The organism is Brevundimonas sp. MEB006b (assembly GCF_030209705.1).
Lineage (GTDB): Bacteria > Pseudomonadota > Alphaproteobacteria > Caulobacterales > Caulobacteraceae > Brevundimonas.
The window spans coordinates 322,737-349,108 of record NZ_JARVRL010000006.1; the positions used below are offsets into that span (position 1 = coordinate 322,737).

Here is a 26,372-nt window from a genome sequence, read left to right on the forward strand (position 1 = left end):
CCGGACGGCTGCGGTGAAGTTTCATATCGCCGTCGCAAAGCCTTCACGCAGACGAAGAAAAACCCCCTCCCGCCAAGGCGGAAGGGGGCAGTCGGTCGTTCGGGAGGAACGCTTAGTAGGAGGCGCGCAGCTCGATGCCGAAGGTGCGCGGATTGTTGAAGTTGCCGTAGTCGCCCAGGGTGTTCCGGTTCGACGGATCGCGGCGATAGACGTAGGTCTCGTCCAGCAGGTTGCGCGACCACAGGGCCACTTCCAGCAGCGGACCGCCGTCGCGGGTCGTGATGTCGGCGATGGCGACGCGGGCGTTCACGACGAAGGACGAGTCGGCCTTGATCGCGAACTGCTCGAAGCTGTGGGCCGCATCGGCGTAGTTGGCGTCGATGTGCGCCTTCAGGGTCGCGCCCATGAAGGGCGAGTTCCAGTCGGCGGCGACGCTGCCGGCGTTCTCAGGCGTATAGGCGATGAAGACCTGCTGCACCTGGCCGTTGAACGGGTTGATCGTGTCCGGAACCTTGGCGTCCGTATAGGCGTAGGAGGCCGACAGGGTCAGGTTGTCGCTCGCCCGGAACTGCCCTTCCAGTTCGACGCCGCGGATTTTCGTAGTGCCCGGCGCGTTGATCGTTTCCAGGGTGTTGCGGGTCGAAGCGCCTTGGACGGTGACCAGGCTGAAGTCGATCTGGCTGTCCGTGCGGTCCATGGCGTAGACGGCGGCGTTCAGGCGGACGCGACGATCGAACAGATCGCTCTTGACGCCGACTTCGTAGGCCTTGACCTCTTCGGGATCGAACGAGCGGTAGGTCAGCGAGCGCGAGGAGGCGCCGCCGGCGCGGTAGCCGGTCGAATACTTGCCGTAGACGTTGATGTTGCTGCTGACGTCATAAGCCAGGGTGACCAGCGGGTCGAAGCGATCGACCTTGGAGCTGAAGGTCAGGTTGGTGGCGGCGTTGTTGACGACCTCCAGCTTGCCGTCCTTGTCGTCCCAGGTGTAGCGGCCGCCGACCGTCAGGTGCAGGGCGTCCATGCTGGCCGGGGTCCAGGTCGCCTGGCCGTAGATGGCCTTGGATTCCGAATGGGCCGTCGAGGCGCGGTCCAGCGAGCGGAAGCCACGGATCGTCGGGGTGGGGTCCAGGATGGTGTAGCCCGTGCCGTCGGCATTCCATTGGTTGGTCGAGGGCGTGGCGGCGTCGTCGGACACCGTTTCCTTGAAGTAGAAGACGCCGCCGACATAGTCGATGCTGTCGCCCAGCGAACCGACGGCCTGCAGTTCCTGGCTGAACTGATGCTGCCAGAAGCCGGCCAGCGAATAGCGGCTGAAGCGGCCGTTCGGGCCGACGACCGGCGGACGGTGGGCGCCGGCGATGTTGTCGTACTGTTCGACGTCCAGATCGCGGTAGGCCGTGATCGAGCGAATTTCAAGCGAGTCGGTCGGGCGATACGACAGGTGCAGGTCCATGCCGCGCGTGTCGTCGACGCTGAACTGCTGAGGCACGCCGATGTCGGCCTGCGTCATGCGGTTGGAGCCCTCGACCTGCACCAGGGGCGACAGGGCGCGGATGCTGCCCGAGGGAACCGTAGCCGAGGTGAACGGCACGACGGTCAGGCCGTTCGGGTTGAAGTTCAGCAGCTGGCTGTAGAACGGGGTGTTCTTATCCTTGCTGATGTCCGCCGCCAGGGTGGCGGTGAAGTTTTCGGCGGGCGTCCAGCGCGTCTGGAAGCGAAGGCCGCGACGGTCATATTCGCCAAACCCTGTCTGTCCCGGCAAGATGTTCTCAGTCACCGGACCCTGGACCGAAATGATGCCGTCGACCTTGAAGGCGAAGTCGCCGAGGGCCGGGAAATCAACGTGCAGTTCGGAGTTGTAGGACTCCAGATTGCCGACACCGGCGATGGCGCGCATGCCGAACACGCCCGTGGGCTTCTTGGTCACCAGCGACAGGGCGCCGCCTTCAGTGTTGCGGCCGAACAGGGTGCCTTGCGGCCCCTTCAGGACTTCGACGCGCTCGATGTCGAGCAGGGCGGCGGCGAGGCCGTGCTGGCGGGCCAGATAGACGCCATCGACATAGACGCCGACGCCCTGCTCACGCGCGGGCTGGTTGGCGTCGTTCGGCACGATGCCGCGGATGCCGATGGTCAGGGCGGACTGACGGGCCTCGAAGGTGGCGATGCGCAGGCTGGGGACGCTGCCGTCGGCCAGGTCCATCAGGCTCTGCACGTGGCGATCGGCCAGGGCTTCGGCGTTGACGACCGAGATCGAGATCGGCGTGTCCTGCAGGTTGGTTTCCCGCTTGGTGGCGGTCACGACGATGTCGTCAAGACCGGCCGGCTCGGCGCTGGCGGCCGTCGGCGCGGTCTGAACCGGAGCGGTCTGGACCGGCGCGGTTTGGGCGAAGGCGGAAACGGGCGCGGCGAGAAGGGCGGTCCCCAGCAGCAGCTGAAGGCGCAGTTTGGTCTGACGATGCATTTTTATCCCCTGCTTAGTCGGGGCGGGGATTACGCCGTCATTGCGATGCGCAGTTTACAGCCGTGCAACAGCCCGGTGCATCTTTGATGTCCGAGGACGCGTCAAATCTTCGATGCAGGTCCACGATAATTCCACATCGTCTCCACAATCGAACAGACGGAGCACGTCGGGTAACGCGCTCCGTCCTCGTGAAAGCTATTTCTTCACGTATTTGTCGAGGAAGGTCAGATAGGCGTCCTGGGCTGTGATGCGGTTGTCGCGGCGGGTGAAGCCGTGCCCTTCGTTCGGGAAGACGACATAGTCGATTGGCACGCCATTGGCGCGGACGGCGGCGACCAGTTCGTCGCTTTCGACCTTCAGCACGCGCGGGTCGTTCTCACCCTGCACGACCAAGAGGGGCTTGTTGATCCCTTCGGTGTGGAACAGGGGCGAGATGCGGCGGTGGCGCTCGGCGTCGGTGGCTGGATCACCCATCTCGTCATAAAGGGCGATGCGCTGGGCGCCCCACCACGGCGGAATGGACTCAAGCGTCCGAACCCAGTTGGTTACGCCGAAGATGTCCACCCCGGCCGCAAAGGCGTCGGGATGGAAGGCGAGGGCGGCGGCGGTGATGTATCCGCCATAGGATCCGCCCATCACTGCGACCTGATCGTCGGCGACCCAATCCTGCTGCCTCAACCAGTCGCCGCCGGCGACGATGTCGCGCAGATCGGCCTCGCCATGCTTCTTATCGTCCAGATGGAAGAAGGTCTTGCCGTAGCCGGACGAGCCCCGGTTGTTGGCGCCCAACACAGCATAGCCATGGTTCACCAGGTGCTGGACCATCGCCGAATAGCCGCGTCGGGTCTGGCCGCCGGGACCGCCGTGGACCAGCACGATGGCCGGGGCCGGATTGGCCGCGGACGCGCCCTTGGGCCTGTATAGCACGGCGGGGATCATGACGCCACCCTCGCCGGGGTATCGGACGATGGTCGCCTCGACCAGGGCATTTTCGTCAATGGCGGGGTTCAGGGCGTGTGTCAGGCGCTTCGCCTCGCCGGTGGTCAGGTCGGCGACGAACACATCGGCCGGCGAGGTGTCGGACGAGACGGTGAAGGCGATGGTCTTCTCGTCCTCGCTGAACCGGACATTGCCGATATCGCCGTCAGGCAGGCCGGTCATGGCGACAGGCTGACTGGTCGTCGCGTCCAGCAGGGTCAGTTCGGTCTTGGCGTCGGCGTTCAGGCCGGAGACGCGGTATCGGCCGCTCGGCGAATAGAAGACGAAGCTGACATCCCAATCCGCCTGGATAAGCGGCGTGTTCGCGCCGCTCGCCAGATCGTGGCGGATGGCCTGCTGGAACTCGCCGTTCTGGTCCGTGCCGATCAGCACGGCCTTGGAGTCCGGCGTGAAGTCGAAGGCGGTATAGGCGACATTGCCTTCGTGCGGGGTCAGCAGCTTGGGCTCGCCCGGTGCAGTCAGATCGACCAGATAAAGGTCGTTGTTGGCGCTGGTCAGCGCCTTGTCCAGCACCAGCCACCGGCCATCCGGCGACAGGGCGGCGGGCGAGAAGCCGCCGGTGTTCTCGAACACCGTCCGATGCGCATAGGTGGTCGCATCATAGGCGATGACATCGAAGGCCGAGGCGTCGCGTGCGTTCGACGTGACGAAGAATGTCTTGCCGTCCTGGCTCCAGCTCAGGAAGTCCGCCTTGACCTTGTCGCCGGGTGTGAGGTCCGTGACAGCGCCGTCCGGCGTCCGCACGAACAGATGGCTCAGCTCGTCCCCGCCGCCGTCCTGGGTGAACAGGATGCGCGCATCAGCGGGGAAATAGCTGACGGGATTGACGGCGCTCGTGGTCGAGGTGGTCAGCGGAATCGGATCGCCGCCGGCGACGGGCAGGGCGTAGGCATTGAAAACGCCCGTCTGGTCCGACCGGATCAGCACGGACTTGCCGTCCGGCGAGAACGACTTGGCCCCGCCATAGCCCAGACCATACGAGACGGTGTCGAAAAACTGGGCCGCCGTATAGGTCGGCGTCGCCGGGCTTGTCGCCGCGGGCGCGGCGGCCTGCGCCATTGCTGCGGCGGGAAGGGCGGCCATTAGGGCCAGTACGGATACCAGGCAGGCGGTGGTGCGCATCGGAGCCTCTCGTCGGTGGGATGACCGTAGGAGGCGACAGAACACCACGTCGGATGCAAACTGTCTTCGATTTAATGGATCGTCGTTAGACGACGACCGCTGTCGTGTCGCGGATGAAGCCGCCGCCCAGGACGCGTTCGGTGTCCACGGGATGATACAGGGCGCAAGCCTGGCCGGGGGCCACGCCTTCCTCGCCTTCGTCGAAGACGATGCGGATGTCGCCGTCGATCATCGCGAGGCGCGCTGGCGAGGGCTGGCGCGTCGAGCGGACGCGGGCCAGGACGGGGATGTTGGTCTCGGCCGCCTCGACGATGGTGGCCTCGTCGCCCAGCCAGTTGGTTTCTTCCAAAGTCAGAGAGGCGGTCAGCAGGGCTTCACGCGGGCCGACGATGACGCGACGGGTTTCGGGCTCCAGCCTGGTCACGAACAGCGGTTCGCCCACGGCAACGTTCAAGCCGCGGCGCTGCCCGATCGTGTAGTCCGTGATGCCCGCATGCTGTCCCAGCACACGGCCGTCCATATGCACGATCTCACCGGCCTCACGCCCTTGCGGACGCAGGCGGTCGATCAGGGTGCGATAGTCGCCGGAAGGCACGAAACAGATGTCCTGGCTGTCCGGCTTGGCGGCGATCTTCAGACCCAGTTCGGCGGCGACGCCGCGCACCTGTCGCTTTTCCAGATCGGCCAGGGGGAAGCGCAGATAGTCCAACTGGTCTTGGGTCGTGGCGAACAGGAAGTAGGATTGGTCGCGCGAATGGTCGATCGCCTTGCGCATCTGCGAGCGGTTGCCGGCGACGGCGCGGCGGACGTAGTGACCCGTCGCCATCGCCTCGGCGCCCAGGTCGCGGGCCACGTCCAGCAGGTCGCGGAACTTGACGGTCTGATTGCAGCGGATGCAGGGGACCGGCGTCTGGCCTTTCAGATAGGAGTCGGCGAACTGGTCGATCACCGCATCCTTGAATCGGCTCTCATAGTCCAAGACATAGTGTGGAATGCCGATCATGTCGGCGGCCAGACGCGCGTCGTGAATGTCTTGACCCGCGCAGCAGGCGCCCTTTTTCTTCAACGCCGCGCCGTGGTCGTAGAGCTGCAGCGTCACGCCGACGACGTCATAGCCGGCCTTGTGCAGCAGGGCCGCGACAACGGTGGAATCCACACCGCCTGACATGGCTGCCACCACGCGCGCGCCGATCGGCAAGCCGACCGCCGCCCGCGCGCTCTCCACCGCCGCATCCATGTCGGTGCGGGCGATGTCGGGAACGGGGCAGAAATCTTCGACCAGGGTCATCGCGGCCATTTAGTGCGGAACCGGCGCGATTTCGAGGCCCGCAAACGAAAAGGGCCGCACCCGTCGCCGGATGCGGCCCTTAACGTCTTCGGGGAAACCCTCAGGAGCGGTAGCTCTGGATCCGCGTCGTGCGCAGGCCCTGCATGCCCCATTTGTCGATGGCCTTCTGCCAGGCCAGGAACTCTTCGGCCGTCAGACGATATTTCGCCAGGGCGTCGTCGAGGCTGAGCAGGCCGCCGCGAACGGCGGCGACGACCTCGGCCTTGCGCCGGATCACCCACCGGTCCGTGTTGGACGGCGGCAGGTCGTTGAGGGTCAGGGGCGTGCCAGTCGGTCCGACCACGTATTGTTCGCCTTTGCTATTAAGGCGTCGCTCTTGCAACATGGGCTTATGCCTCTTTCACCAACACCGTAGTGTCATGAAGGTAGGCGTCCCCGACTAAGGTCCGTTTAAGGGTCGTGGTGAAGGAACGGATAACTTCCGCCCCTCCCCGAACGACTCTGTAAACCTTGCTTGCGCGACGATTCATCGAGACTAACGCTTACTTACTCGCCGATCAGCGTTTGATGTTGATCAGCTCGGCCAGCATTTCATCGGCCGTGGTGATGATTTTGGACGAGGCGGAATAGGCGCGCTGGGTGGTGATCAGGCCGGTGAACTCGGCCGACAGATCGACGGTTGAGGACTCCAGCTGCTTGGCCGCGATCTCGCCCGCGCCGCCCGTTCCCGCCGCCTTCAGGTTGAAGGTGCCCGACTGGAGGCTGACGGCGTAGGCGTTGCCCGACACTTCACGCAAGCTGTCGGGGCTGGGGAAGGTGGCGACCGCGACCTGGGCGATGCGGCGCATGACGCCATTGTCGAAGATGGCGGTGACGAAGCCGCCCTCGTCGATCTTGATCTCGCTCAGATTGCCGAACGCCGTGCCGTTGGTGACCGTCGACTGGACGACCGAGGCCGTGTTCAGCTGGCTGAGACCGCCGGCCGAGGTGTTGAGGTCCAGCGTGACGGCTTGGGCGGCGATGCCCAGACCGTCGGCCCAGGCCACCTGGCCGGCCGGCATAGTCAGATTGTTTGGATCGGACTTGCCGAAGTCCAACGTCGCCATGGTCGGGTCGTCGAACAGACCCGTGCCCGCAGGCCAGGCCTTCATCGTATCGACGTCCAGCCGACCCGACGGTGTGAAGGCGATCTTGCCGGTCTTGATTTGGCCGTTGGCGTAGGGTGCGCCCGCGATCACGTCGCTGGCCGGCACGGACACGATTTCCGCATACCAGATGTTCGGTTCGTCGCTCTTCAGGAAGCGAAGTTCCAGGTTGCGCTGGCCGCCCTTGGAGTCCGAAACTGGGATGTTCATCTTGAAGTCGGGCTTCACGCCGACAGGGTTGTCGTCGTCGGCGTTGTACATCGCCATCGAGTTGACCGATGGGTCGTACTTCGTCTTGGCGACGTTTTCGTTGCCCAGGCCGACGTCCGAAAGGTTGAGCGTATAGGCAGGGCCGCTGGCCGGCGTGAACTGGATCTGGGTCGGCGGCGTGCCGATCGCGGTCGCCGAGCCGGCGTTCGCGCCGTTGATCGTCAGCCCGGTGATGGCGCCGGTGGTCGGGTCGAAGGTCGCCGAGGCATCGACTTTCTGCGAACCGGACTTGATCACCAGATCATGGCTGTTGGCGCCGGTGCGGGTGTAGCGGACCGACACGTCGTGGGTCACGGCAGGCGTCGCCGTATCGGACACACCCTTGTAGGACTGGGCGCTGGCCGCGGAGGACGATTCCTGGCTCGAACGCAGGTTGGCGTTGATCTGAACGCGAGTGGTCGGTTCGGCGGTGCCGCCGACCGAGCCGATGTTGATCGAGCGCAGGCGCGACAGGTCGGACGGATCGGTCGAGATCTCGCCGTTGGAGTCCACTGGCCAGCCTTGAAGATACAGGCCGGCGCTGTTCTTCAGATAGCCCTGCTTATCGACGGTGAAGGCGCCGGCGCGGGTGAACAGGCGGGTGTCGGTTGCGCCAACGTTCTCGGCCTGGGTCGTCGTGACGAAGAAGCCCTGACCGTTGACAGCGAGGTCGGTGCTGGAGGTCGTGCGCTGAAGCTGACCTTCCTGGCTGACGTAGGAGCGGGTGTTGGTGGTGACGCCGCCGGCCGAATAGCTGCCGCCCGATGCGGTCTGGCTGTTGACCAGGGTCTGGAACTCGCTGGCCGTGCGCTTGTAGCCGACGGTGTTCACGTTGGCGATGTTTTGAGAGATCGCCGCCAGGGCGGCGGAGTTGGCGGCCAGGCCGGACACGCCGGCCAGCATTGCACTGTTGAGGCTCATGGAAGAACGCTCCTTAAATAGAGGTCATCGGGAAGGCGGCGGATCGCATCATGCGGCCGCCTCCTCGGTGGGGACGTTCGGATTCTCCGTATCGTCGGTATCGTTGGCCGCCTGGGCCTTGATCTCGTTCAGCGAGATCACGGTCGAAAGCGGAAGGATGGAGTCGCCGATCACCAGGTATGGCGCGCCGTTGTACATCTCGACGCCGGTGACCCGGCCTTGGATCAGGGCTTGGGCGTCAACCTTGGCGCCGGCAGCGTCGGTAGCGGCGACCTTCAGCGTATAGACGCCGCCGTCCTCTGCCGTGCCGCCGTCCTTCAGCTTCCCGTCCCAGGAGAAGGTGTGCAGGCCGGACGTCTTGTCGGGCGCGGCGCCTTCCCAGACCACGACGCCCTTGCTGTCGACGACCTGCAAGGTGGCCTTGTCCGCGTCGGCTCCCAACTCGTAGGCCCAGGTGGCATTGCCGTCGTTGAACTCGGTGGCGGTCCAGGCGGCGGTGACGCTCTTGCCGATGTAGTTGGCGGCGTTGTCCAGACCGCCGCCGGCCTGGGCGGCCAGCAGGCTGGTCAGCAGGTCGTTCGTCAGCAGTTGCTGCTCTACGCCGGCCATCTGGGTCAGCTGGGCCGTGAACTGGTTAGAGTCCAGCGGCGACAGCGGATCCTGGTTCTTCATCTGCGTGGTCAGCAGGGTCAGGAAGGTCTCGAAGTTCGAGGCCAGGGCCTTGGTGCCGCCGGTGATGCGGCCCGCTGCGGCGGAGGTTGTGACGGCGTCGACCATGGGGTCAGACCTTCAGATCGACGCGGTCAGGCGTCAGGGAATGGTTGATCCAGGCGCCGGGCGCCGGGACGATGGGAGCGTCGGCCTGGGCCGCCAGGCGAGAGCCGCCGGCGAACAGGGCGTTGCGTTGCTGTTGGCGCTCGAAAGCGCCGCCGCCCGCGGACGGATCACGTTGCGAGAAGTCGAGCGCATCGCCTGCGACCTGGAAGCCGGCGTCCTGAAGCTGGCGACGCAGTTCGTCGGCGCGACCCTTCAGGTCGGCGGCGGCGGCGGGATTGTCGAAGGCCAGGCGAGCGGACAGCTGGCCGTCCTTGCCGATCTCCAGGCTGACATCGACGCGGCCCAAATCTTCGGGCGTCAGCACCATGTCGAACCGGGTCGAACGGCCCTCGAGCTTGCGGGCCATCTGCGCGGCGAGTTTGGCGGTGGTCTCGACGGTGGCGCGTGACAGGGTGGACAGGCTCTGAGCATGGCTGGACACGGCGGCTTGTTGCGCAGGCTGCGCATCGGCCGGCGCGGGGCTTGCGGTCGGCGCATCAGGCGACGCTGAATCGGGCGCGGCGACGGCGGCGGTCGCGGGCTCGACTGCCTTGGCGGAGGAGGGCGTCGGCTTGGGGGCGACTTCGATTGCGGCGCTGGAGGGGGTAGCGTCTTCGGTCGTCGCGTTCTGAACCGCAGGAGCGGCGGTGTCGCCGGTTTGGTCCGTCACCGCATGGAGGTTGCCGCGCAAGGGCGTGGCGGGTTGAAGCACGGTCGATGACTTCGGCGTATCGGTCGAAGCCGCCTCTGTTGGCTGATCGGACGTGTCGGCCGTTTCGGCTGTCAAAGATGACGCCGGTTCGGTTATCGCAGCGGAGACCGTGGCGGGGACAATGATCGACGGCTTGGGCGTCGTTGACGTGACGGCGATCTGGACTTGGGCGGTCGGGATCTGAGCGGCTGCAAGGGATTGAGTGATTGGCGACGGTGCGGCCGGTTTGTCGGGTTTAGCGACAGCGGTCTGGATCGTGCCGGCCGCAGCGTCGAAATTCACAGGTGCCGGCAGTGCTGCGTCGGTCGGACGAGGCGCTGCGTCGCCCTTGACCGTAACGGCAGGCTTGGGCGCGACTGTCGGCTTCGGACCGTCGGTCGTCGTCGGCTGAGTGGGCGTGACCGAGGTCTCGGCGGCCTCGACTTCAGCCGGCTTCGCCGCGGCGGGAGAGGAGGCCAACGCTTCGGTCGTCAGGATTTCGGAGAGTTCCGAAAGGACTGCTTGAGCGGTCGCGGCCGCCAGGGCGGTCTTCGCTTCAAGGTCCTGGTCGGCAGGCGCCGACGCAGTCTTGGCCGCCGTATCAGTTGCAGCACGAGGATTTGTAGCGACCGTCGTCGTGATCGCCTCGGGCGCAACGAATGCGACTGACGCAACATCTTTGGGCGCTTGTGAATCGACAGGGATTTCCGCCGCGTGCTCGGAGACGGCTGGCGAGCCCGCGACATTAAACGATTGAGCGACCGGAACGGCCGGCGTCGGTTGCGCGGCCGTAAGCGGCATTGCGGCGACGAGGCCAGAGCTATCGTCGTCATTCGCAGCCGTGTCCGTGCCGATCTGCTGCTCGTCGGTTAGGAAAAGCTGAGCTTCGGAGGCTGCGATCTCGCCCGAGAGTGTGAGTACGGTGTCGGTCGTCGGGGTCGGTGTATCGACGTCAGGCTCGGCCGCCACGGGCTGGGCCATGATGACGCCCAGCGACCGAGCGCCCGTTAGACGGCCGGGCGTCATCCGTTCGATCGGCGCGCCGTGGACGCCCGCACTCAGCGCGTCGGCGACTTTACTGGAGAACAGGCCCGCATCGACTGACTCTGCGCCGGTGGCAGCAGCCGACGTTCCGGTCGAGACCGGAGCGGCAGGCGCGAGCAGGGCGGAGGCGGTGGACATGGAAGCGCGGCGGCTTTCGTAAGGAGCGACGGCGGCGCCTGCTGCGCCCAAGAGTTCGCCACCCTCGACGCAAGGGCCGGGCCAAGAAAATAAGCCAGCAAAAACAGTGCAAATGCAGCCTCGGGGGGCTACGGGTTCGAAAGGCGGCGGTCGTTATTGCCGCGCTCTCGCCACTTTTTGCCCGGCTTCGCGGCGCTGTTGATCAGTGACAAGCGGGATACCCACAATCTGATTGGCCCGACCTTTGCGCGTCTTTCCCATCATGACGGCCGCCCGATCAACGATCCTGTGGAAAAACAACGCTTTGTGCGAGCGGGCGTGGCGCGTGGCTGGGCAAGAACTGCGCGTCGCGATGCAGTGGTTGCCGGGTAGGGCTGGGGAGACGCGTCAATGTCGCTGAACTCGATCATGAACATTGCGACGTCGGGGCTGAGGACCGCCCAGTCGCAGTTGCGTGTCACCGCCGACAATATCGCCAACGTCGATACGCCCGGATACATCCGCAAGGTCGCCGATCAGTCGGCCGCCGTCACCAATGGCTATGGTTCGGGGGTCGATGTCACGCGGGTGCGTCTGGCGACAGACCGTTTTCTGCAGGCCGCCAGCCTCAGCGCCGGGTCGGACGCCGCGCGCCAGACCGTGCGCTATGAACTGTACGACCAGATCCAGAACCAGTTCGGCGATCCCAGCAGCGACACCAACTTCTTCGCTCAGGTCGATAAGCTGTTCGCCACCTATGCGACCCTGGCCGAAAGCCCGACGTCCTCGGCTGGGCGTCAGGACACGATCTACAAGACCCAGGCGATCTTCAATCAGGCCGCCGGCATCGCGTCCCAGATCCAGTCAGCGCGTCAGGAGGCGGACGGCCGGCTGCTGAGCGCGGTCGAGACGGTCAATCCTCTGCTGGAACAGATCGCCAAGCTGAACAAGACCATCGCCGCCGGCACGGTGACGAACGAGGATGTGACCGGCGCCCAGAACGCCCAGCTCGGCCTGATCAACGAACTATCCAAATATATGGATGTGAAGGTCGAGGCGCGCTCGAACGGCGGCGTGACGCTTCGCACCAACACAGGCACGACCCTGGTGGGCGAGGGTGCGGCGACGCTGTCGTATCAGGCGGCCGGCACCGTGGACGCCATGACGGCCTTCTCGGACATCATGATCACCGAGCCCAGCGGCACGCGCTGGCCGCTGCTGGACGGCGTGTCGTCCGGTCAGATCCGGGGTCTGGTCGAGATGCGCGATGTCGATGCGCCAGCTGCCGCCGCGCGCCTGGGTGAGTTGACGGCCAAACTCGCGGACGAACTGAACCGCGCCCATAACGCAAACAGCAGCGTTCCTGCACCGACCACCTTGACGGGGCGCAACACCGGCCAGTCGCTGGAGAACGCCCTGACCGGCTTCACCGGCACGACGACTATCTCGGCGGTCAATGCGTCGGGCGTGGTGCAGGCCTCGGCCCGGATCGTCTTTTCCGGCGGCACGATGACGATCAACGGCGCCGCCGCGGATCCGACCACCTTCCTCAGCGTGCTGAACGCCCAACTGGGCGGCACAGCGACGGCGAGCTTCTCGGACGGCCAACTGCGCCTGGACGGGGCGGGCGGAAACGGTGTGGCCATCGCCGACGACGCAACCTCGCCCAGCACGAAGGGCGGGCGTGGATTTTCGCACTGGTTCGGCCTGAACGACTTGGTGACCACGAACACGCCGACCTTCTACGAGACGGGCCTGACCCTGACGTCTCAGCATGGGTTCGATCCGGGCGAGAGCCTGACCTTGCGCTTTGCCGGTCCGTCCGGTGCGCGCCTTCGCGACATCACCGTGTCCGTACCCGCCGGGACGGGCACGATGGGCGAGATGCTGGGCGCGCTGAACGACCCCATCACGGGCGTCGGCCGCTATGGCGCCTTCAGCCTGGATGCAGCGGGCAAGCTGTCCTTCAAAGCCTACGACCCGTCTGCGACGTCGATGAGCGTCGTGAAGGACAATACGACCCAAGATCCGTCCGGCGTTTCAATGTCGCAACTGTTCGGCCTGGGCGCGACCGGGTCGACGCGGGCGGGCGCCTATACGGTGCGCAGCGACATCCAGCAGGACCCCGGAAAGCTCGCCCTGGCGCAACTGAACCTGTCGGCCGCGGCGGGGACGCCGGCGCTGAGCAAGAACGATGGGCGCGGCGGCCTGGCGCTGGGGGATGTGGGCAAGACGAACATCGCCTTCGCCGCAGCCGGCGGAAATGCCGGCGGGACCAAGACCCTGTCGTCCTATGCGGCGGACTTCGCCGGCGAGATCGGCGGCAAGGCCTCGGCCGCCAAGACCCGCAGCGAAACGGCAAGCGCCCTGGCCAAGGAGGCGGACAGTCGCCGCACCTCGGCCGAAGGCGTGAACATGGACGAGGAACTGGTCAATATGACAACGTTCCAGCAAGCCTATAACGCCTCTGCGCGCCTGATCCAGGCGAGCAAGGATATGTACGACGTACTGATCGGAATCCTGCAATGACGCGCGTCGCGACCCACGGGAACTACCAGTCGGCCTTGCTCAGTTTGATGAACGCGCAAGGCCGCGCGCAGCAGGCGCAGGAGCGGATCGATAGCGAGAAGATCGCCACCGACATGTCCGGCTACGGCCGAGGCGCAGAGCAGCTGACAAGCCTGACGTCGACCCAGGCGCGACTGGAGGGCTTCATCTCCACTGGCGAGGCCGTGAAGGCGCGGCTGAGCGCCCAGGATCTGGCCATGAGCCGCATTTACGAAGGTGGCAATGCGGCGCGCGAGGCCATTGCAAATAGCTTGGCCGCCGGGCGGATCGACAATCTGATGGTCGAGCTCGGTCTGAACTATCAGACGGTTCAGGGGGGATTGAACGCGGAACACCAGGGCTCGTACCTGTTTGCGGGCGGCCAAAGCGACATCGCTCCCGCCACGGCTGCAACCATGGCCGATTTGACGGCGGCGGCGTCCACCGCCGCGACCTTCGCCAACGACACCTTGAAGCAGAAGTCGCGCATCGACGAGAAGACCACGGTTGAGACCGGGTTTCTGGCCAGCGAGATCGGCGGGCCGCTGACTGAGGTGTTTCGCAACATTCAGGCCTTCCAGAACGGCACGGCGGTGACCGTCGGCGGCGTGACCTATACGCCAGCCGGCTCGGGCACGCTGACGGGACAGCCGGACGCCAACGTCACCGCTTTTTTGAAGGCGCAGATGGGCGAACTGGACAAGGCGAATGCGGGACTGACGAACCAGACGGCCAAAAACGGTCTGATCCAGAACCACGTCGAGACGGCGCTGGACGCCCAGGAAAATCAGAAGACGGCCCTGCAGAAGATGATGCAGGACAAGTCCGGCTATGATCCGGCACGGGCGATCACCGATCTGCAGATGGCGCAAGTGGCGATCGAGGCTTCGGCCCAGATCATCAACTCGCTAAAGAGCACGTCGCTGCTCAATCTGCTGCGTTAAGTTGTCGTTTCGAAAAAGAAAACGGCAACGCTGGACCAAACATCGTTCTGGAACGTATCATGAACAATGGCCCGTCTCGATCTGCGTCGAAAACTCTCCATTCTGGCTGACGCCGCCAAGTATGACGCCTCGTGTTCGTCGTCGGGAACGTCGAAACGAAACTCCGTCGGCGGCAAGGGGATCGGCTCGACCGAAGGCATGGGCATCTGTCACGCCTATACGCCGGACGGTCGATGCATCAGTCTGCTCAAGATCTTGCTGACCAACTTCTGCATCTACGACTGCGCCTATTGCATCAATCGCGTGTCGTCGAACGTGGAGCGCGCGCGCTTCGATGTCGACGAGGTGGTCGATCTGACGCTCAACTTCTACAAGCGCAACTATATCGAGGGCCTCTTTCTGTCGTCGGGCATCATTCGATCCGGCGACTATACGATGGAGCAGCTGGTCCTGGTGGCCAAGACGCTGCGGGAAGTCCACGATTTCCGGGGCTACATTCATCTGAAGCTGATTCCGGAGGCGGATCCGAAGCTGGTGGAGATGGCGGGACTGTATGCCGACCGCCTGTCAGCCAATATCGAGCTTCCACGCGACGAGGCGCTGGCGCGACTTGCGCCGCAAAAGGATGTCGGGGTCATTAAAAAGGCGATGAGCCAGGTGCGCCTGGGCGTCGAGGCGGCCAAGCCGGCCAAACGTGAAAAGATCAAGCCGCCGAAGTTCGCGCCGGGCGGCCAGAGCACCCAGCTGATCATCGGCGCCGACGGCGCGCCGGATACGGAAATCCTGGATCGCAGCGCCTCGCTCTACGGTGGTTACGGCCTGCGCCGCGTCTATTATTCGGCGTTCAGCCCGATACCGGACTCCAGTTCGATCCTGCCGCTGTCTAAGCCGCCGCTGATGCGTGAGCATCGGCTGTATCAGGCCGATTGGCTGATGCGGTTCTATGGCTTCTCCGCGCCGGAGATCGGCGAGGGGGCATCGAATGGCATGCTCGATCTGGCGGTCGACCCCAAACTGGCTTGGGCTCTGAACAAGCGCGAGCAATTTCCCGTCGATGTGAACCGCGCGCCGCGCGAGATGCTGCTTCGGGTGCCGGGGCTGGGCGTGAAAGCTGTGGACCGGATTGTCTCGGTGCGCCGCTATCGGACCCTGCGGTTAGAGGATGTCGGACGGCTAACGCGATCGGTGGCGAAAATCCGCCCCTTCATTACGGCGCTGGACTGGACGCCAGGCGGCTTGACGGATGCGGCGGACCTCAAGGCGCGCGTGACCAGCCGCACGCCCGAGCAGTTGAGCCTGTTCTGATGGCGGTGGCGACGCTGGACGGTGAGACGGACTTCGACGGCTGGCGGAAGGCGGCGCGCGCGTTTCGATTGGCGGGTGTGGAACCCGCGGCGGCGCGGTTCGTCGTGGCGGGGGCGGTGGAACAGGGCGGGCTGTTCGATCAGCCGATTGCCGAAGAAAGGTCGCCGACGCCGGATGACCGCAGAGCTTTCAACGTCCCGAAAGAGTTCGTGGATCTGGCCCAGAACCTGATCCTGCATCGATCCGCTGACCGTTTCGATTTGATGTATCGGCTGCTGTGGCGGCTGAAGGATGAGCCGGACCTGATCAAGGTCATTTCGGACCGGGACGTCGCCGACGCGCTGGAGCGGGTCAAGAACGTCAGCCGGGCTTCGCACAAGATGAAGGCCTTCGTTCGCTTTCGCCAAGTGCATGACGATTTGGGCGAAGCTTGGGTGGCGTGGTTCGAGCCGCCGCATCGGGTTTTGGAAAAGACCGCGCCCTTCTTCCAGCGGCGGTTCACGACCATGCGCTGGTCGATCCTGACGCCGGATGGTTCGGCCTTTTGGGATGGAGAAGCCTTGCGGTTCGGCCCGCCAGCCACCCGCGACATGGCGCCGGCCGAAGACGAGATCGAGGATTTCTGGAAGACCTACTACGCCTCGACCTTCAATCCCGCGCGGCTGAAGGTGAAGACGATGCAGGGAGAGATGGCCAAGTCCTACTGGAAGAACCTGCCGGAAGCCGCCCTGATCCCGGAACTGGTCGCGGCCTCGTCGGTTCGAACCGAGACCATGGTCGCCACGCCGTCTCCTCAGCCCAATCCGCGTTTCGCGCGCGCCGTCGCGCCTGACCTCCATTTGGCGCGTCCCGACGCCGAGGCCGTGCCCGAAAACCTAGACGATGTCGCCAGCGGCGTTCAGGCCTGTCGCCGTTGCCCGCTTTACCGCGACGCGACGCAAGGCGTGTGCGGGGAGGGGCCGAAGTCGGCGCGTCTGATGATCGTCGGCGAACAGCCGGGCGATCAGGAGGATCTGGCAGGCCGCGCCTTCATCGGGCCGGCGGGACAGGTGCTGAACGCCGCCTTGGCCGAGGCCGGCATTGATCGATCCGACGTCTATGTCACCAACGCGGTCAAACATTTCAAACACGAGCCGCGCGGCAAACGTCGCCTGCACAAGACGCCGAATGCGGGCGAGGTTCAGGCCTGCCGCTGGTGGCTGGACTCGGAGCGAAGGTTGATCAAGCCGCAGGTCGTGCTGGCCCTGGGGGCGACGGCGGGTCTGGCGTTGCTGGGTCGCAAGCCGGCTGTGATGCAGGAACGCGGCGCGCCGATCGACCTGAGCGACGGATCGACCGCCGTACTGACGGTCCACCCCTCCTATCTGCTGCGTCTGCCGGACGAGGCGGCGAAGTCCGAGGCGAGACGGTTGTTCATTGAGGATCTGACGGCCGTGCAGCGTCGTATGAGGTGACGCGAGAACGAATCCCGTTCGGCCGCGTTTGGCATCAGCGCCAGCGTGACCGTTGGACGTTTCATCGGGGGAGGCGATCTCGACACGGTCGATCGACAAACATCCGCGCGAATGTCATCGCGCGTTGACATCGAATGCCGGCTTGACCATTAGCGCGGCAGGGATTTCGGCTGTCTGTTCAGAGCGTCAGGGGAAAATCGCGATGTCAGATCGGTCTTCAGGGGCGCGATGAACACGGCTGCATATGAAATCGTCGATAGTGATGGCGAGGCCCGTCTGCGCTTGACCGGCGACTGGACGACCACGGCGCTCGGTCGTCTGCCGACGGAGCTGAGCCGCGATCTGGAAGGCCGCGATATCGCCAGCATCGACACCTCCGATCTCGGTCGCTTCGATACCGCCGGCGCACTGGCTCTGGTGCAGGCCTCAAGCGGCCGCCTGTCCAAGAGCCAGTGGAAGGATCGACCGGAGGCCGGTCGCATCTATCACATGATCGAGCTGCTGGAGCGCGAGAGCGCCCCGGCGCCGAAACGCCCCAGCGCCTTCGTTCGCACCTTCGCCAAGATCGGCCGTGGCGTGTACGATTTCGGCGGCGAGGCCATGTTGTCGCTGGCCTTCCTGGGTCGGCTGATGGCTGCTGTCGTGGAAGCCGCCAAACATCCCGGCGGCATCCGCTGGCCGGCCTGGGTCAGTCAGGCCGAGCGGGCTGGGCTGGACGCCATTCCGATCGTCATGATCACCAACTTCTTCATCGGCGCCGTCATCGCCTTCATCGGCGTGGATTTGTTGACAGACTTCGGCGCCCAAGTGTTTGCGGTTCAGCTGATCGGCGTCGCAATGTTCCGCGAGTTCGCCGTGGTGATCGCCTCGGTCTTGTTGGCTGGACGTTCGGCTTCGGCTTTTGCGGCCGAGATCGGATCGATGCGGATGAACCAGGAGGTCGACGCCATGCAGGTCATGGGCGTCAATCCGTTCCAGGCCTTGGTGATCCCGCGCGTCGCGTCTCTGGTGCTGATGCTGCCGCTGCTGACCTTTATGGGCATGATCGGCGGTCTAGTCGGCGGTCTGGTCGTGTGCTGGAGCTCGCTGAATCTCGGTCCGTCCTTCTTCTTCCAGCGTCTGGTCGAGGATGGCACCATGGCCCAGCATCTGATGGTCGGTCTGGTGAAGGCGCCGGTCTTCGCCCTGGTGATCGCCGCCATCGGCTGCCGTCAGGGCATGTCGGTCGCCGGCGATGTCGAAAGCCTCGGCCGGCGCGTGACGGCCGCCGTGGTGCAGGCCATCTTCGCCATCATCTTTCTGGACGCCGTGTTCGCCCTGGTCTTCCTGGAGCTGAACATATGACCGAAGCACCAGAAAACCTGATCGAGGTGCGCGGCCTGTTGAGCCAGTTCGGCGAGCGCACCATCCACGAAAACCTCGACCTCGACCTGGTGCGCGGCGAAGTCTTGGGCGTCGTCGGCGGATCGGGCGCGGGCAAGACCGTCCTGCTGAACACCATCATCGGACTGAAAGAGCCCGAGGGCGGGTCGGTGAAGGTGCTGGGCTACGACCGTGCGACCCTGACCGACGATCAGTCGGCGGACATCGAGCGCCGCACCGGCATCCTGTTTCAGCAGGGCGCGCTGTTCTCGTCGCTGAGCGTGCTGGAGAACGTTGCCTCGCCCTTGGTCGAGCACACCAAACTGCCCAAAGCGATCATCTATGAATTGGCCGAACTCAAGATCGCCATGGTGGGCCTCAAGCCCGAGCACCACCACCTGAAGCCCGCCGAACTGTCGGGCGGCATGAAGAAGCGCGCCGGCCTGGCGCGTGCGCTGGCGCTGGACCCGGAACTGGTGTTTCTGGACGAGCCGACGGCGGGTCTGGACCCCATCGGCGCGGCCGCGTTCGACGATCTTATCCGGCAACTGGCGGACGACCTGGGTCTGTCCGTCTTCATGATCACCCATGACCTCGATACGCTCTACGCCATCTGTGACAAGGTGGCGGTGCTGGCGGACAAGCGGGTCGTGGAAAAGGCCACGGTGCAGGAGCTGGAAGGCTCCGACCATCCGTGGATCAAGGAATATTTCCTGGGGCCGCGCGGACGCGCAGCCACCAAGTCTGCCGCCTGAGGAGAGCGGATCATGGAAAGAGACGCACATTACGCCGCCGTCGGCATCGCCACCGTCGCCCTTCTGGCGGCCCTGGCGGTGTTCACCATCTGGCTGGCCCGGCTGCAGTTCAACAGCGACTACGACATGTACGACATCGTCTTCTATGGGCCGGTGAACGGCCTGTCCGAAGGCGGCGAGGTGCATTTCAACGGCATCCGCGTCGGCGAGGTCACTGACCTGAACATCGACACCAAGCGCGGCGACCAGGTCATCGCCCGTGTCCGCGTGGACGGCACGACGCCGGTGCGCGTGACCTCGCGCGCTCAGCTGGAACCGCAAGGCATCACCGGCCTGAACTACATCCAGATCACCGCCGGCTCACCCAACAGCGCCCTGCTGAAAGAGCAGTATCCGGATAATGTCGTGCCCGTGCTGCAAAGCCAGCCGTCGCCGATCGCCGAACTCTTAAGTGGTTCGGGCACGGTTCTGGCCCAGACCGTGGATGCGCTGAACCGGATCAACCGCGTCATGTCCGACGACAATATCCGCAGCTTCTCCACCAGTGTGAAGAACGTCGAGGCCCTGACGACGGAATTGGAAGCCCGCAAGGCCATCTTCCAGCAGTTGGAAGAGGCCGTGACTAACGCCAACGCCGCGGTGAAGGAATATCAGGCCCTGGCCGTCGATACGCGTCAGATCATCAATACGGACGGTCGCCAAGCCATCGCTAATATCAACTCGGCGACGGCGGAGGCCCGCACGGCGATCGCCTCGGCCAACCGTTCGATCACGGGTCTGGAGCGTCCGCTGGGTGACTTTGCGACGACCAGCCTCCCGCAACTGACCGGCACGATTGAAGAGCTGCAAGACGCCACCCGGTCTCTGCAATCCCTGATCGACGACGTCCGCGCCAGCCCGCGCGACTTTATCGGTCGTCCCAAATCCAAAGAGCTGGAGGTGCAGCCGTGATCCCTCGTCCTGTCCTTCGACTGGCGGCGTCCGCCGCTGTCCTGACCGCGCTGAGCGGGTGCGCGCTGCTATCGTCGCCGGACCCGGTCCAGAATTACCGGTTCGGCCTGCCGATGGCCGCGCCGTCGGCTGTGGGCGACACGCCTGCGCCTCTCACGGTCTCGATCCGCCGCATCGAGTTCCCGCAGGCGACCGGCGACGACAAAATCCTGGGCGTCACGGGTCTAGAAACGGCCTATATCGGCGGCGCACGCTGGGTTTCGCCGGCCTCGACCCTGTTCGACGACAGCCTCAAGGCGGCCTTCGCCAACCGAGCCGATCGCATTCGCGTGCTGGGTCGCCGCGAGCCGGGGACGCCGCCGCTGATCCTGCAGGTCACGGTCACGACCTTCGAGGCGCGCTACGCCGCGCTGGGCGCCGTGCCGGATGTCGTCGTGACCGCGCGGGCGCAGCTGCGCTCCACCCCGGAACGGCGCGCTGGCGGCGGGACCATTCGTCCCGAGGAAGGCCGCTCGGTCGAGCGGGTGTTCACCGTAACCCAACCCGCCGGCGACAATCGCGTGTCCGCCATCGTTGCGGCCTTCGACACCGCGACGCGCGACATCAACACCCAGATCGCCGACTGGACGATCGCCTCCGCGAACTGAGGCGGTCGAACGCATGACGCCGTGACGGCGGCGGTGCGGGACGTAGGCTTGCGGATGCGCTAGGGTGCGCCGCGAATCTGCTCCCGGAGTTGTCATGAGTTTTTCCGCCACCGACGCGGCCTTCGAAGGCTTCCGAGTCGTTCGCCGGCATCCGATCGTCGCGGTCGCCTGGGGCCTAGTCTATCTGGCCGTCTATGTCGCCATGTTCGGCCTGGGCGCAGACAAGTGGGCTAGCCTGATGGCGGCGGGTGAAGCGCTGGAACAGTCGGCCAACCCATCGATGGCTGAGTTTCAGGCCCTGGGCCAGACCTATGCCGGAGCCCTGATCTGGGCCGCGCCCATTGGCCTGCTGGTCGGCGCGGTGCTGAGCGCGGCGGTGGCGCGCTCGGTCTTGCGGCCGGACGAGTCGTCGTGGGGCTATCTGCGCCTCGGCATGGATGAGGTCCGTGTTCTGGCGGTCAGCCTGATCGTCAGCCTGGCTGTCGGCTTGGCGTCGGGCGTCGGCATGATGGTGGTCGGTGCGGCCATCGGTTTCGGCGCCGCGTCGGGTCAGGCGCTGCTGATTTTGGCCGGCGTGCTCCTGATCTTCGCCGTCTTCGCCTTGATCGTCTGGCTGGCGATCAAGTTCAGCCTTGCGGTGCCGATGACGATCGATCGCCGCAAGATCACCATCGTGGAATCGTTCGCCGCCACCAAGGGGCATTTCTGGTCGCTGCTGGGCATGGCCGTGATCGCCATCATCATGTCCCTGATCGTCAGCATCCTGGGCATGATCATCGGCGCAGCCGCAGACCTCGCCACCGGCGGCATCCAGACGCTGGCGCGCTTCGACGGCGAGGGACTGGGTCAGATCCTGATGCAGGCCTGGCCGGCGATCTTGGTGTCGTCTATCGTCAACGCCTTCCTCGCCGCGCTGCAACTCGCGGTGCTGTATGCCCCGTTCGCAGCGGCCTGGAATGGGCTTCGAGGCGGTCAGCCGACCGACGTCTTTTCCTAACGATCAGGCCGACGCCTTCACCCTTTTCTTTTTAGCCGGAGTATCGACGGAACCGCCCAGGGCCGCAACGCGCGCCTTGCGGCGGTCCTCGTGCCGATCCAGCACCTCCTTGAGGTATTTGCCGGTCCAACTGGCCTTGTTGTCCGCGACCTGTTCGGGCGTGCCGACCGCAACGATCTCGCCGCCGCCGTCACCGCCCTCAGGTCCGAAGTCGAGCAGATAGTCGGCGACCTTGATGACATCGAGGTTGTGTTCGATCACCACAATGGTGTTCCCGGCCTCGACCAGTTCCTGCAGCACTTCCAGCAGCTTGCGGGTGTCCTCGAAGTGCAGGCCGGTGGTCGGCTCGTCGAGGATGTACAGGGTGCGGCCGGTGGCGCGCTTGGACAGTTCCTTGGACAGTTTGACCCGCTGGGCCTCGCCGCCCGACAGGGTGGTCGCCGGCTGGCCGACCTTGACGTAGGCCAGGCCGACCCGTTCCAGCGTCAGCATCTTGTCGCGGATCGGCGGCACGGCCTTGAAGAAGCTGGCGGCCTCCTCGACGGTCATGTCCAGCACGTCCGAAATGGACTTGCCCTTGAACACAATCTCCAGCGTCTCGCGGTTGTAGCGTTTGCCCTTGCAGACGTCGCAGGTGACATAGACGTCGGGCAGGAAGTGCATCTCGATCTTGATGACGCCGTCGCCTTGGCAGGCTTCGCAACGCCCGCCCTTGACGTTGAAGCTGAATCGGCCGGGGCCGTAGCCGCGCGCCTTGGATTCCGGCAGGCCGGCGTACCAGTCGCGGATGGGCCCGAAGGCGCCGGTATAGGTCGCGGGGTTCGAGCGCGGGGTGCGGCCGATGGGCGACTGGTCGATGTCGATGACCTTGTCGAAATGCTCCAGGCCTTCGATCCGGTCGAAGGGGGCGGGGGCCTCGGAGGCATTGTTCAGGCGACGCGCGGCGGCCTTGTACAGGGTCTCGATGGTGAAGGTGGACTTGCCGCCGCCAGAGACGCCGGTGATGCAGGTGAAGACGCCGACGGGGATCTCGCCGGTGACGCTCTTGAGGTTGTTGCCGCTGGCGCCGCTGATTTTCAGCATCCGCTTGCGGTCGATGGGACGACGGCCGTCGACGGGAATTTCGATCTCGCGCTCGCCGGTCAGGTATTTGCCGGTCAGGGACTTGGGGTTGGCCATGACCTGGGCCGGCGTACCCTCGGCGCAGACCTGTCCCCCGTGAACACCGGCGGCCGGGCCCATGTCGATGACGTAGTCGGCTGTCAGGATGGCTTCTTCGTCATGCTCGACCACGAGGACCGAGTTGCCGAGATCGCGCAGGCCCTTCAGGCTTTCCAGCAACCGGGTGTTGTCGCGCTGGTGCAGGCCGATGGACGGCTCGTCCAGCACATAGAGGACGCCGGTAAGGCCCGAGCCGATCTGCGACGCCAGGCGGATGCGCTGGCTCTCGCCGCCCGACAGGGTGCCTGAGGACCGCGACAGGTTCAGATAGTCCAGGCCGACGTTATTCAGGAACCGCAGCCGGTCGCAGATTTCCTTCAGGATGCGCCGGGCGATCTCCATCTGCTTTTCGGTCATATTCTCTTCCAGCGTCGAGAACCACAGATAGGCCTTGGAGATCGACAGGGTGGAGATGTCGGCGATGTCCTCGCCGCCGACCTTGACCGCCAGGGCCTCGGGCTTCAGCCGCTTGCCGTGGCAGGCGTCGCAGGGCGTCTCGGATTGATAGCGGGCCAGTTCCTCGCGCACCCAGGCGCTGTCGGTCTCGCGCCAGCGGCGCTCCAGGTTCGGCAGCACGCCCTCGAACGGCTTGGAGACCTCGTATTTGCGGGCATTGTCGTCATAGACGAACTTGATCTTCTCGGACCCCGTGCCGTGCAGGATGGCCTTGTGCGCCTGGGCGGGCAGGTCGCGCCACGGCTTGTCCATCGAGAAGCCGTAGTGGAGGCTGAGCGACTGCAGCGTCTGGGTGTAGAGCGGCGACGGCCCACGCGCCCACGGCGCGACGGCGCCCTTGTGCAGGGTCTTGTCGCGGTCCGGGATCACCAGATCGGCATCAAAGGCCAGCTTGACCCCCAGGCCGTCGCAGACCGGGCAGGCGCCGAAGGGGTTGTTGAACGAGAACAGCCGCGGTTCGATCTCGCTGATCGTGAAACCCGACACCGGACAGGCGAACCGTTCAGAAAACAGGATGGAGCGCGGCGCGGTCTCGCCTTCCGCCGTCGAGGCCCATTCCGCGTTGGCGATGCCGTCGGCCAGACCCAGCGCTGTCTGCAGGCTGTCGGCGTAGCGGGCTTCCTGATCAGGCTTGGTGACGATCCGGTCCACGACGATGTCGATGTCGTGTTTGAACTTCTTGTCCAGCGTCGGGGCTTCATCGATCGGATAGAATTGCCCGTCGATCTTCAGCCGCTGGAAGCCCTGGCGCTGCCACTCGGCGATTTCCTTCCTGTACTCGCCTTTGCGGCCGCGAACGACGGGGGCGAGCAGCAGGATTCGTTCGCCATCGGGCAGGGCGACCAGCTTGTCGACCATCTGGCTGACGGTCTGGCTCTCGATAGGCAGGCCAGTCGCCGGGGAATAGGGCACCCCGACGCGCGCCCATAGCAGGCGCATATAGTCGTGGATTTCCGTCACCGTGCCGACGGTTGAGCGCGGGTTCTTGGACGTTGTCTTCTGTTCAATGGAGATGGCCGGGGACAGGCCTTCGATCAAATCCACGTCCGGCTTGCCCATCAGCTCCAGAAACTGGCGCGCGTAGGCCGACAGGCTCTCGACATAGCGCCGCTGGCCTTCGGCATAGATGGTGTCGAACGCCAGCGAGGATTTACCCGACCCCGACAGGCCGGTCATCACCACCAGCTGTTCACGCGGAATGTCGAGATCCACGCCCTTGAGGTTATGCTCGCGGGCGCCGCGAACGCGGATGAAGTTATGCTTTTCGGTCATGCTGTCCGGAGAACGCGGAGGAGGGCCGGCGGGTCCGGCGCGTTATCGCTATATGGGGACGAAAATAGGCGATCAGCAAGAACGTTATGGGAACATTTTTGTCTGTGTCTTTGGGTTGTGCGCCCGCTGATCGAAGCTAGACTAGCGTCACCAAAGTGGGGGTTGGATTTGAAACAGTTTGCGGGCCTTTTGGCGGCGGTAGCCTTAGCCAGTTGCAACTTCAATGCGACGCTTCCTAAATCCGATCCTGCCTTGAATGCTGAAGCCAAGGCGACCTTTGCAGACCTTGTAGCGGGCCGAGAAGCCGCCATTTTGGCGCGCTTGTCGTCCGCAAATAAAACTGCAGACGTGAGGGCGCAAATCCCCATGCTCCGCAACATGATCGGTCACGACACGGCTCCCGAACCGACGGTGACCGGCTACCAAAGCATGACAAGCACGAGCGGCCGCTTTTATGTCGTGGGTCAAGATTATACCTATCCCGACCGAGTGGCTCACGTTCAGACAAACTTCGTCAAAGAGGGTGACGCATGGAAAGTCGCGGGATTCAATGTGAACGTGACGATGACTGGAGCCCCAGCTAAAGCGCCTGCCGCCTAAATTTTATTCCGGCATCCACGCCTGCGTGGGCCGCATAAAACGCCCGCCCTTGGCCAGAAGCACGCCACTGGCGTTGGCGACACCCAGTTCAAGGCTTTCGGCGATGCGGCGGGCGCGTTCAATGAAGTGGTCGGCGGCGATGGGCGGGCACAGGGCGCGCGCAGTTTCGGCGAACAACTCCAGCCAGCGATCGAAATGCCGCGCATCGATGGGAAGGGGCAGGTGTTTCGGCATCGGCCGGCCCTGATAGACGCCGGTGCACAGGGCGACCGACGACCAGAACAGCTTCATCTGCGCCAAGTGTGGCGCCCAGTCGGTGATCCGGTCCGCGAAGATCGGGCCGATCAGCGCATCGTCGCGGACGCGGGCGTAGAAGTCTTCGACCAAGGCGTCGATCATGGCTTCGTCTATGCCCGTTTCGTCCCGCAGGCGCTGGACGGCGGCCTCGCGCCTCGCGGCGGCGCCGGCGGGGTCTTCGATGCGGAGACGGGTTTGCATGACGGCTGGTCTAGCCGCCGCCATCCTATTGGTCGAGGAAGTCGCCGGCGTTGAACGACAGGATGCAGATGGCGTCCCCACCCGTCGCATCGGTCGAGCAGGAATCGACGCCGAACAGGTCGGCCTCGACCTTTGCGGTCGAGCGGAACGAGCGACCGTCACGCTGGAATGTCGATCCGATCTTCTCGCTCCAGGGGATCAAGGCTGTGGCGAAGGCGGCGGCCGGCGCACCCGTGCAGGTAAATAAGATATATTCTGCGCCGTCCCCGTTGTCCGCGCGACGATAGGCGTCGGCTGCGGCGGCCTGCTCCAGGCAGGCGGCATAGAGCCGCGCGTTGGGCGTCGGCGCCTGGGTCGGAACGGCGCTGTAATCCGGGGCTGACGGCGGCCGGTCCGGCGCAGTCGCGCATGCGGCGCAAGCCAGTGTGGAGACGATGGCGAGGGTGATGACGGTCTTCATGATTGTCTCCTCAACGCCAAGCTTCTCACGCGGCCGTGTTCGACGCCAGA

20 protein-coding genes are annotated in these 26,372 nt (G+C 64.9%); 10 read left to right on the forward strand and 10 right to left on the reverse strand.

Annotated features, from left to right (window positions below; translation table 11 throughout):
• Nucleotides 1-112 precede the first annotated feature (112 nt).
• From QRN13_RS11340 to QRN13_RS11370, 7 genes are all read right to left on the reverse strand, one after another.
• Nucleotides 113-2,461: a TonB-dependent receptor gene (locus QRN13_RS11340; protein ID WP_284877988.1), complete on the reverse strand. Its 2,349-nt coding sequence runs from the start codon at nt 2,459-2,461 to the stop codon at nt 113-115.
• Nucleotides 2,462-2,656: 195 nt separating this feature from the next.
• The gene (locus tag QRN13_RS11345; protein WP_284877989.1) at nt 2,657-4,582 is read right to left on the reverse strand and encodes a S9 family peptidase; all 1,926 of its coding nucleotides are present in this window, start codon (nt 4,580-4,582) and stop codon (nt 2,657-2,659) included.
• Nucleotides 4,583-4,667: 85 nt separating this feature from the next.
• Nucleotides 4,668-5,879, reverse strand: coding sequence for a tRNA 2-thiouridine(34) synthase MnmA (mnmA, locus tag QRN13_RS11350; protein WP_284877990.1), 1,212 nt, complete (start codon nt 5,877-5,879; stop codon nt 4,668-4,670).
• A 91-nt stretch (nt 5,880-5,970) separates the two neighbouring features.
• Nucleotides 5,971-6,255, reverse strand: a complete 285-nt coding sequence (gene sciP, locus QRN13_RS11355) for a CtrA inhibitor SciP (RefSeq protein WP_026108337.1) — start codon at nt 6,253-6,255, stop codon at nt 5,971-5,973.
• 172 nt (nt 6,256-6,427) lie between these two features.
• Complete coding sequence (flgE, locus tag QRN13_RS11360) at nt 6,428-8,185, reverse strand: flagellar hook protein FlgE (protein ID WP_055754753.1); 1,758 nt, start codon at nt 8,183-8,185, stop codon at nt 6,428-6,430.
• Nucleotides 8,186-8,233: 48 nt separating this feature from the next.
• On the reverse strand, nt 8,234-8,962 hold the full coding sequence (locus QRN13_RS11365) for a flagellar hook assembly protein FlgD (protein ID WP_284877991.1): 729 nt from the start codon (nt 8,960-8,962) through the stop codon (nt 8,234-8,236).
• Between the two features lie 4 nt (nt 8,963-8,966).
• Nucleotides 8,967-10,874: a flagellar hook-length control protein FliK gene (locus QRN13_RS11370; protein WP_284877992.1), complete on the reverse strand. Its 1,908-nt coding sequence runs from the start codon at nt 10,872-10,874 to the stop codon at nt 8,967-8,969.
• A gap of 408 nt (nt 10,875-11,282) precedes the next feature.
• Between QRN13_RS11370 and flgK the strand changes: the two genes are divergently transcribed.
• From flgK to QRN13_RS11415, 9 genes are all read left to right on the forward strand, one after another.
• Nucleotides 11,283-13,382: a flagellar hook-associated protein FlgK gene (gene flgK, locus QRN13_RS11375; RefSeq protein ID WP_284877993.1), complete on the forward strand. Its 2,100-nt coding sequence runs from the start codon at nt 11,283-11,285 to the stop codon at nt 13,380-13,382.
• A complete protein-coding gene (locus QRN13_RS11380; RefSeq protein WP_284877994.1) occupies nt 13,379-14,344 on the forward strand; it encodes a flagellin in 966 nt (321 codons plus the stop codon). The genes flgK and QRN13_RS11380 overlap by 4 nt, the downstream gene beginning before the upstream one ends.
• Before the next feature lie 66 nt (nt 14,345-14,410).
• Nucleotides 14,411-15,649, forward strand: a complete 1,239-nt coding sequence (locus QRN13_RS11385; RefSeq protein WP_284877995.1) for a putative DNA modification/repair radical SAM protein — start codon at nt 14,411-14,413, stop codon at nt 15,647-15,649.
• On the forward strand, nt 15,649-17,103 hold the full coding sequence (locus QRN13_RS11390) for a UdgX family uracil-DNA binding protein (RefSeq protein WP_284877996.1): 1,455 nt from the start codon (nt 15,649-15,651) through the stop codon (nt 17,101-17,103). The genes QRN13_RS11385 and QRN13_RS11390 overlap by 1 nt, the downstream gene beginning before the upstream one ends.
• A 228-nt stretch (nt 17,104-17,331) precedes the next feature.
• Nucleotides 17,332-18,447 (forward strand): MlaE family ABC transporter permease, encoded by a 1,116-nt coding sequence (locus tag QRN13_RS11395; protein WP_284877997.1) that lies wholly within the window; start codon nt 17,332-17,334, stop codon nt 18,445-18,447.
• Nucleotides 18,444-19,220, forward strand: a complete 777-nt coding sequence (locus tag QRN13_RS11400; protein ID WP_055804373.1) for an ABC transporter ATP-binding protein — start codon at nt 18,444-18,446, stop codon at nt 19,218-19,220. Before QRN13_RS11395 ends, QRN13_RS11400 begins: the two co-directional genes overlap by 4 nt.
• Nucleotides 19,221-19,232: 12 nt before the next feature.
• Entirely contained in the window at nt 19,233-20,171 is a 939-nt protein-coding gene (locus tag QRN13_RS11405) for an MlaD family protein (RefSeq protein ID WP_039246448.1), read from the forward strand.
• The gene (locus QRN13_RS11410) at nt 20,168-20,818 is read left to right on the forward strand and encodes an ABC-type transport auxiliary lipoprotein family protein (protein WP_284877998.1); all 651 of its coding nucleotides are present in this window, start codon (nt 20,168-20,170) and stop codon (nt 20,816-20,818) included. The genes QRN13_RS11405 and QRN13_RS11410 overlap by 4 nt, the downstream gene beginning before the upstream one ends.
• A gap of 94 nt (nt 20,819-20,912) precedes the next feature.
• A complete protein-coding gene (locus QRN13_RS11415; RefSeq protein WP_284877999.1) occupies nt 20,913-21,815 on the forward strand; it encodes a hypothetical protein in 903 nt (300 codons plus the stop codon).
• 3 nt (nt 21,816-21,818) lie between these two features.
• Here QRN13_RS11415 and uvrA read toward each other — a convergent pair whose 3' ends face one another.
• The gene (gene uvrA / locus QRN13_RS11420) at nt 21,819-24,764 is read right to left on the reverse strand and encodes an excinuclease ABC subunit UvrA (protein WP_284878000.1); all 2,946 of its coding nucleotides are present in this window, start codon (nt 24,762-24,764) and stop codon (nt 21,819-21,821) included.
• A gap of 162 nt (nt 24,765-24,926) precedes the next feature.
• On the opposite strand from uvrA, the gene QRN13_RS11425 reads away from it, so the two are divergent.
• Nucleotides 24,927-25,364, forward strand: coding sequence for a hypothetical protein (locus QRN13_RS11425; RefSeq protein WP_284878001.1), 438 nt, complete (start codon nt 24,927-24,929; stop codon nt 25,362-25,364).
• 3 nt (nt 25,365-25,367) lie between these two features.
• Here the strand turns inward: QRN13_RS11425 and QRN13_RS11430 are convergent, their stop codons facing one another.
• Both QRN13_RS11430 and QRN13_RS11435 read right to left on the reverse strand, forming a co-directional pair.
• Nucleotides 25,368-25,862 carry a group III truncated hemoglobin gene (locus tag QRN13_RS11430; protein ID WP_284878002.1) on the reverse strand — a complete coding sequence of 165 codons (495 nt, stop codon included), beginning with the start codon at nt 25,860-25,862 and terminating at the stop codon, nt 25,368-25,370.
• A gap of 25 nt (nt 25,863-25,887) precedes the next feature.
• Nucleotides 25,888-26,322: a hypothetical protein gene (locus QRN13_RS11435; RefSeq protein WP_284878003.1), complete on the reverse strand. Its 435-nt coding sequence runs from the start codon at nt 26,320-26,322 to the stop codon at nt 25,888-25,890.
• Nucleotides 26,323-26,372 lie beyond the last annotated feature (50 nt).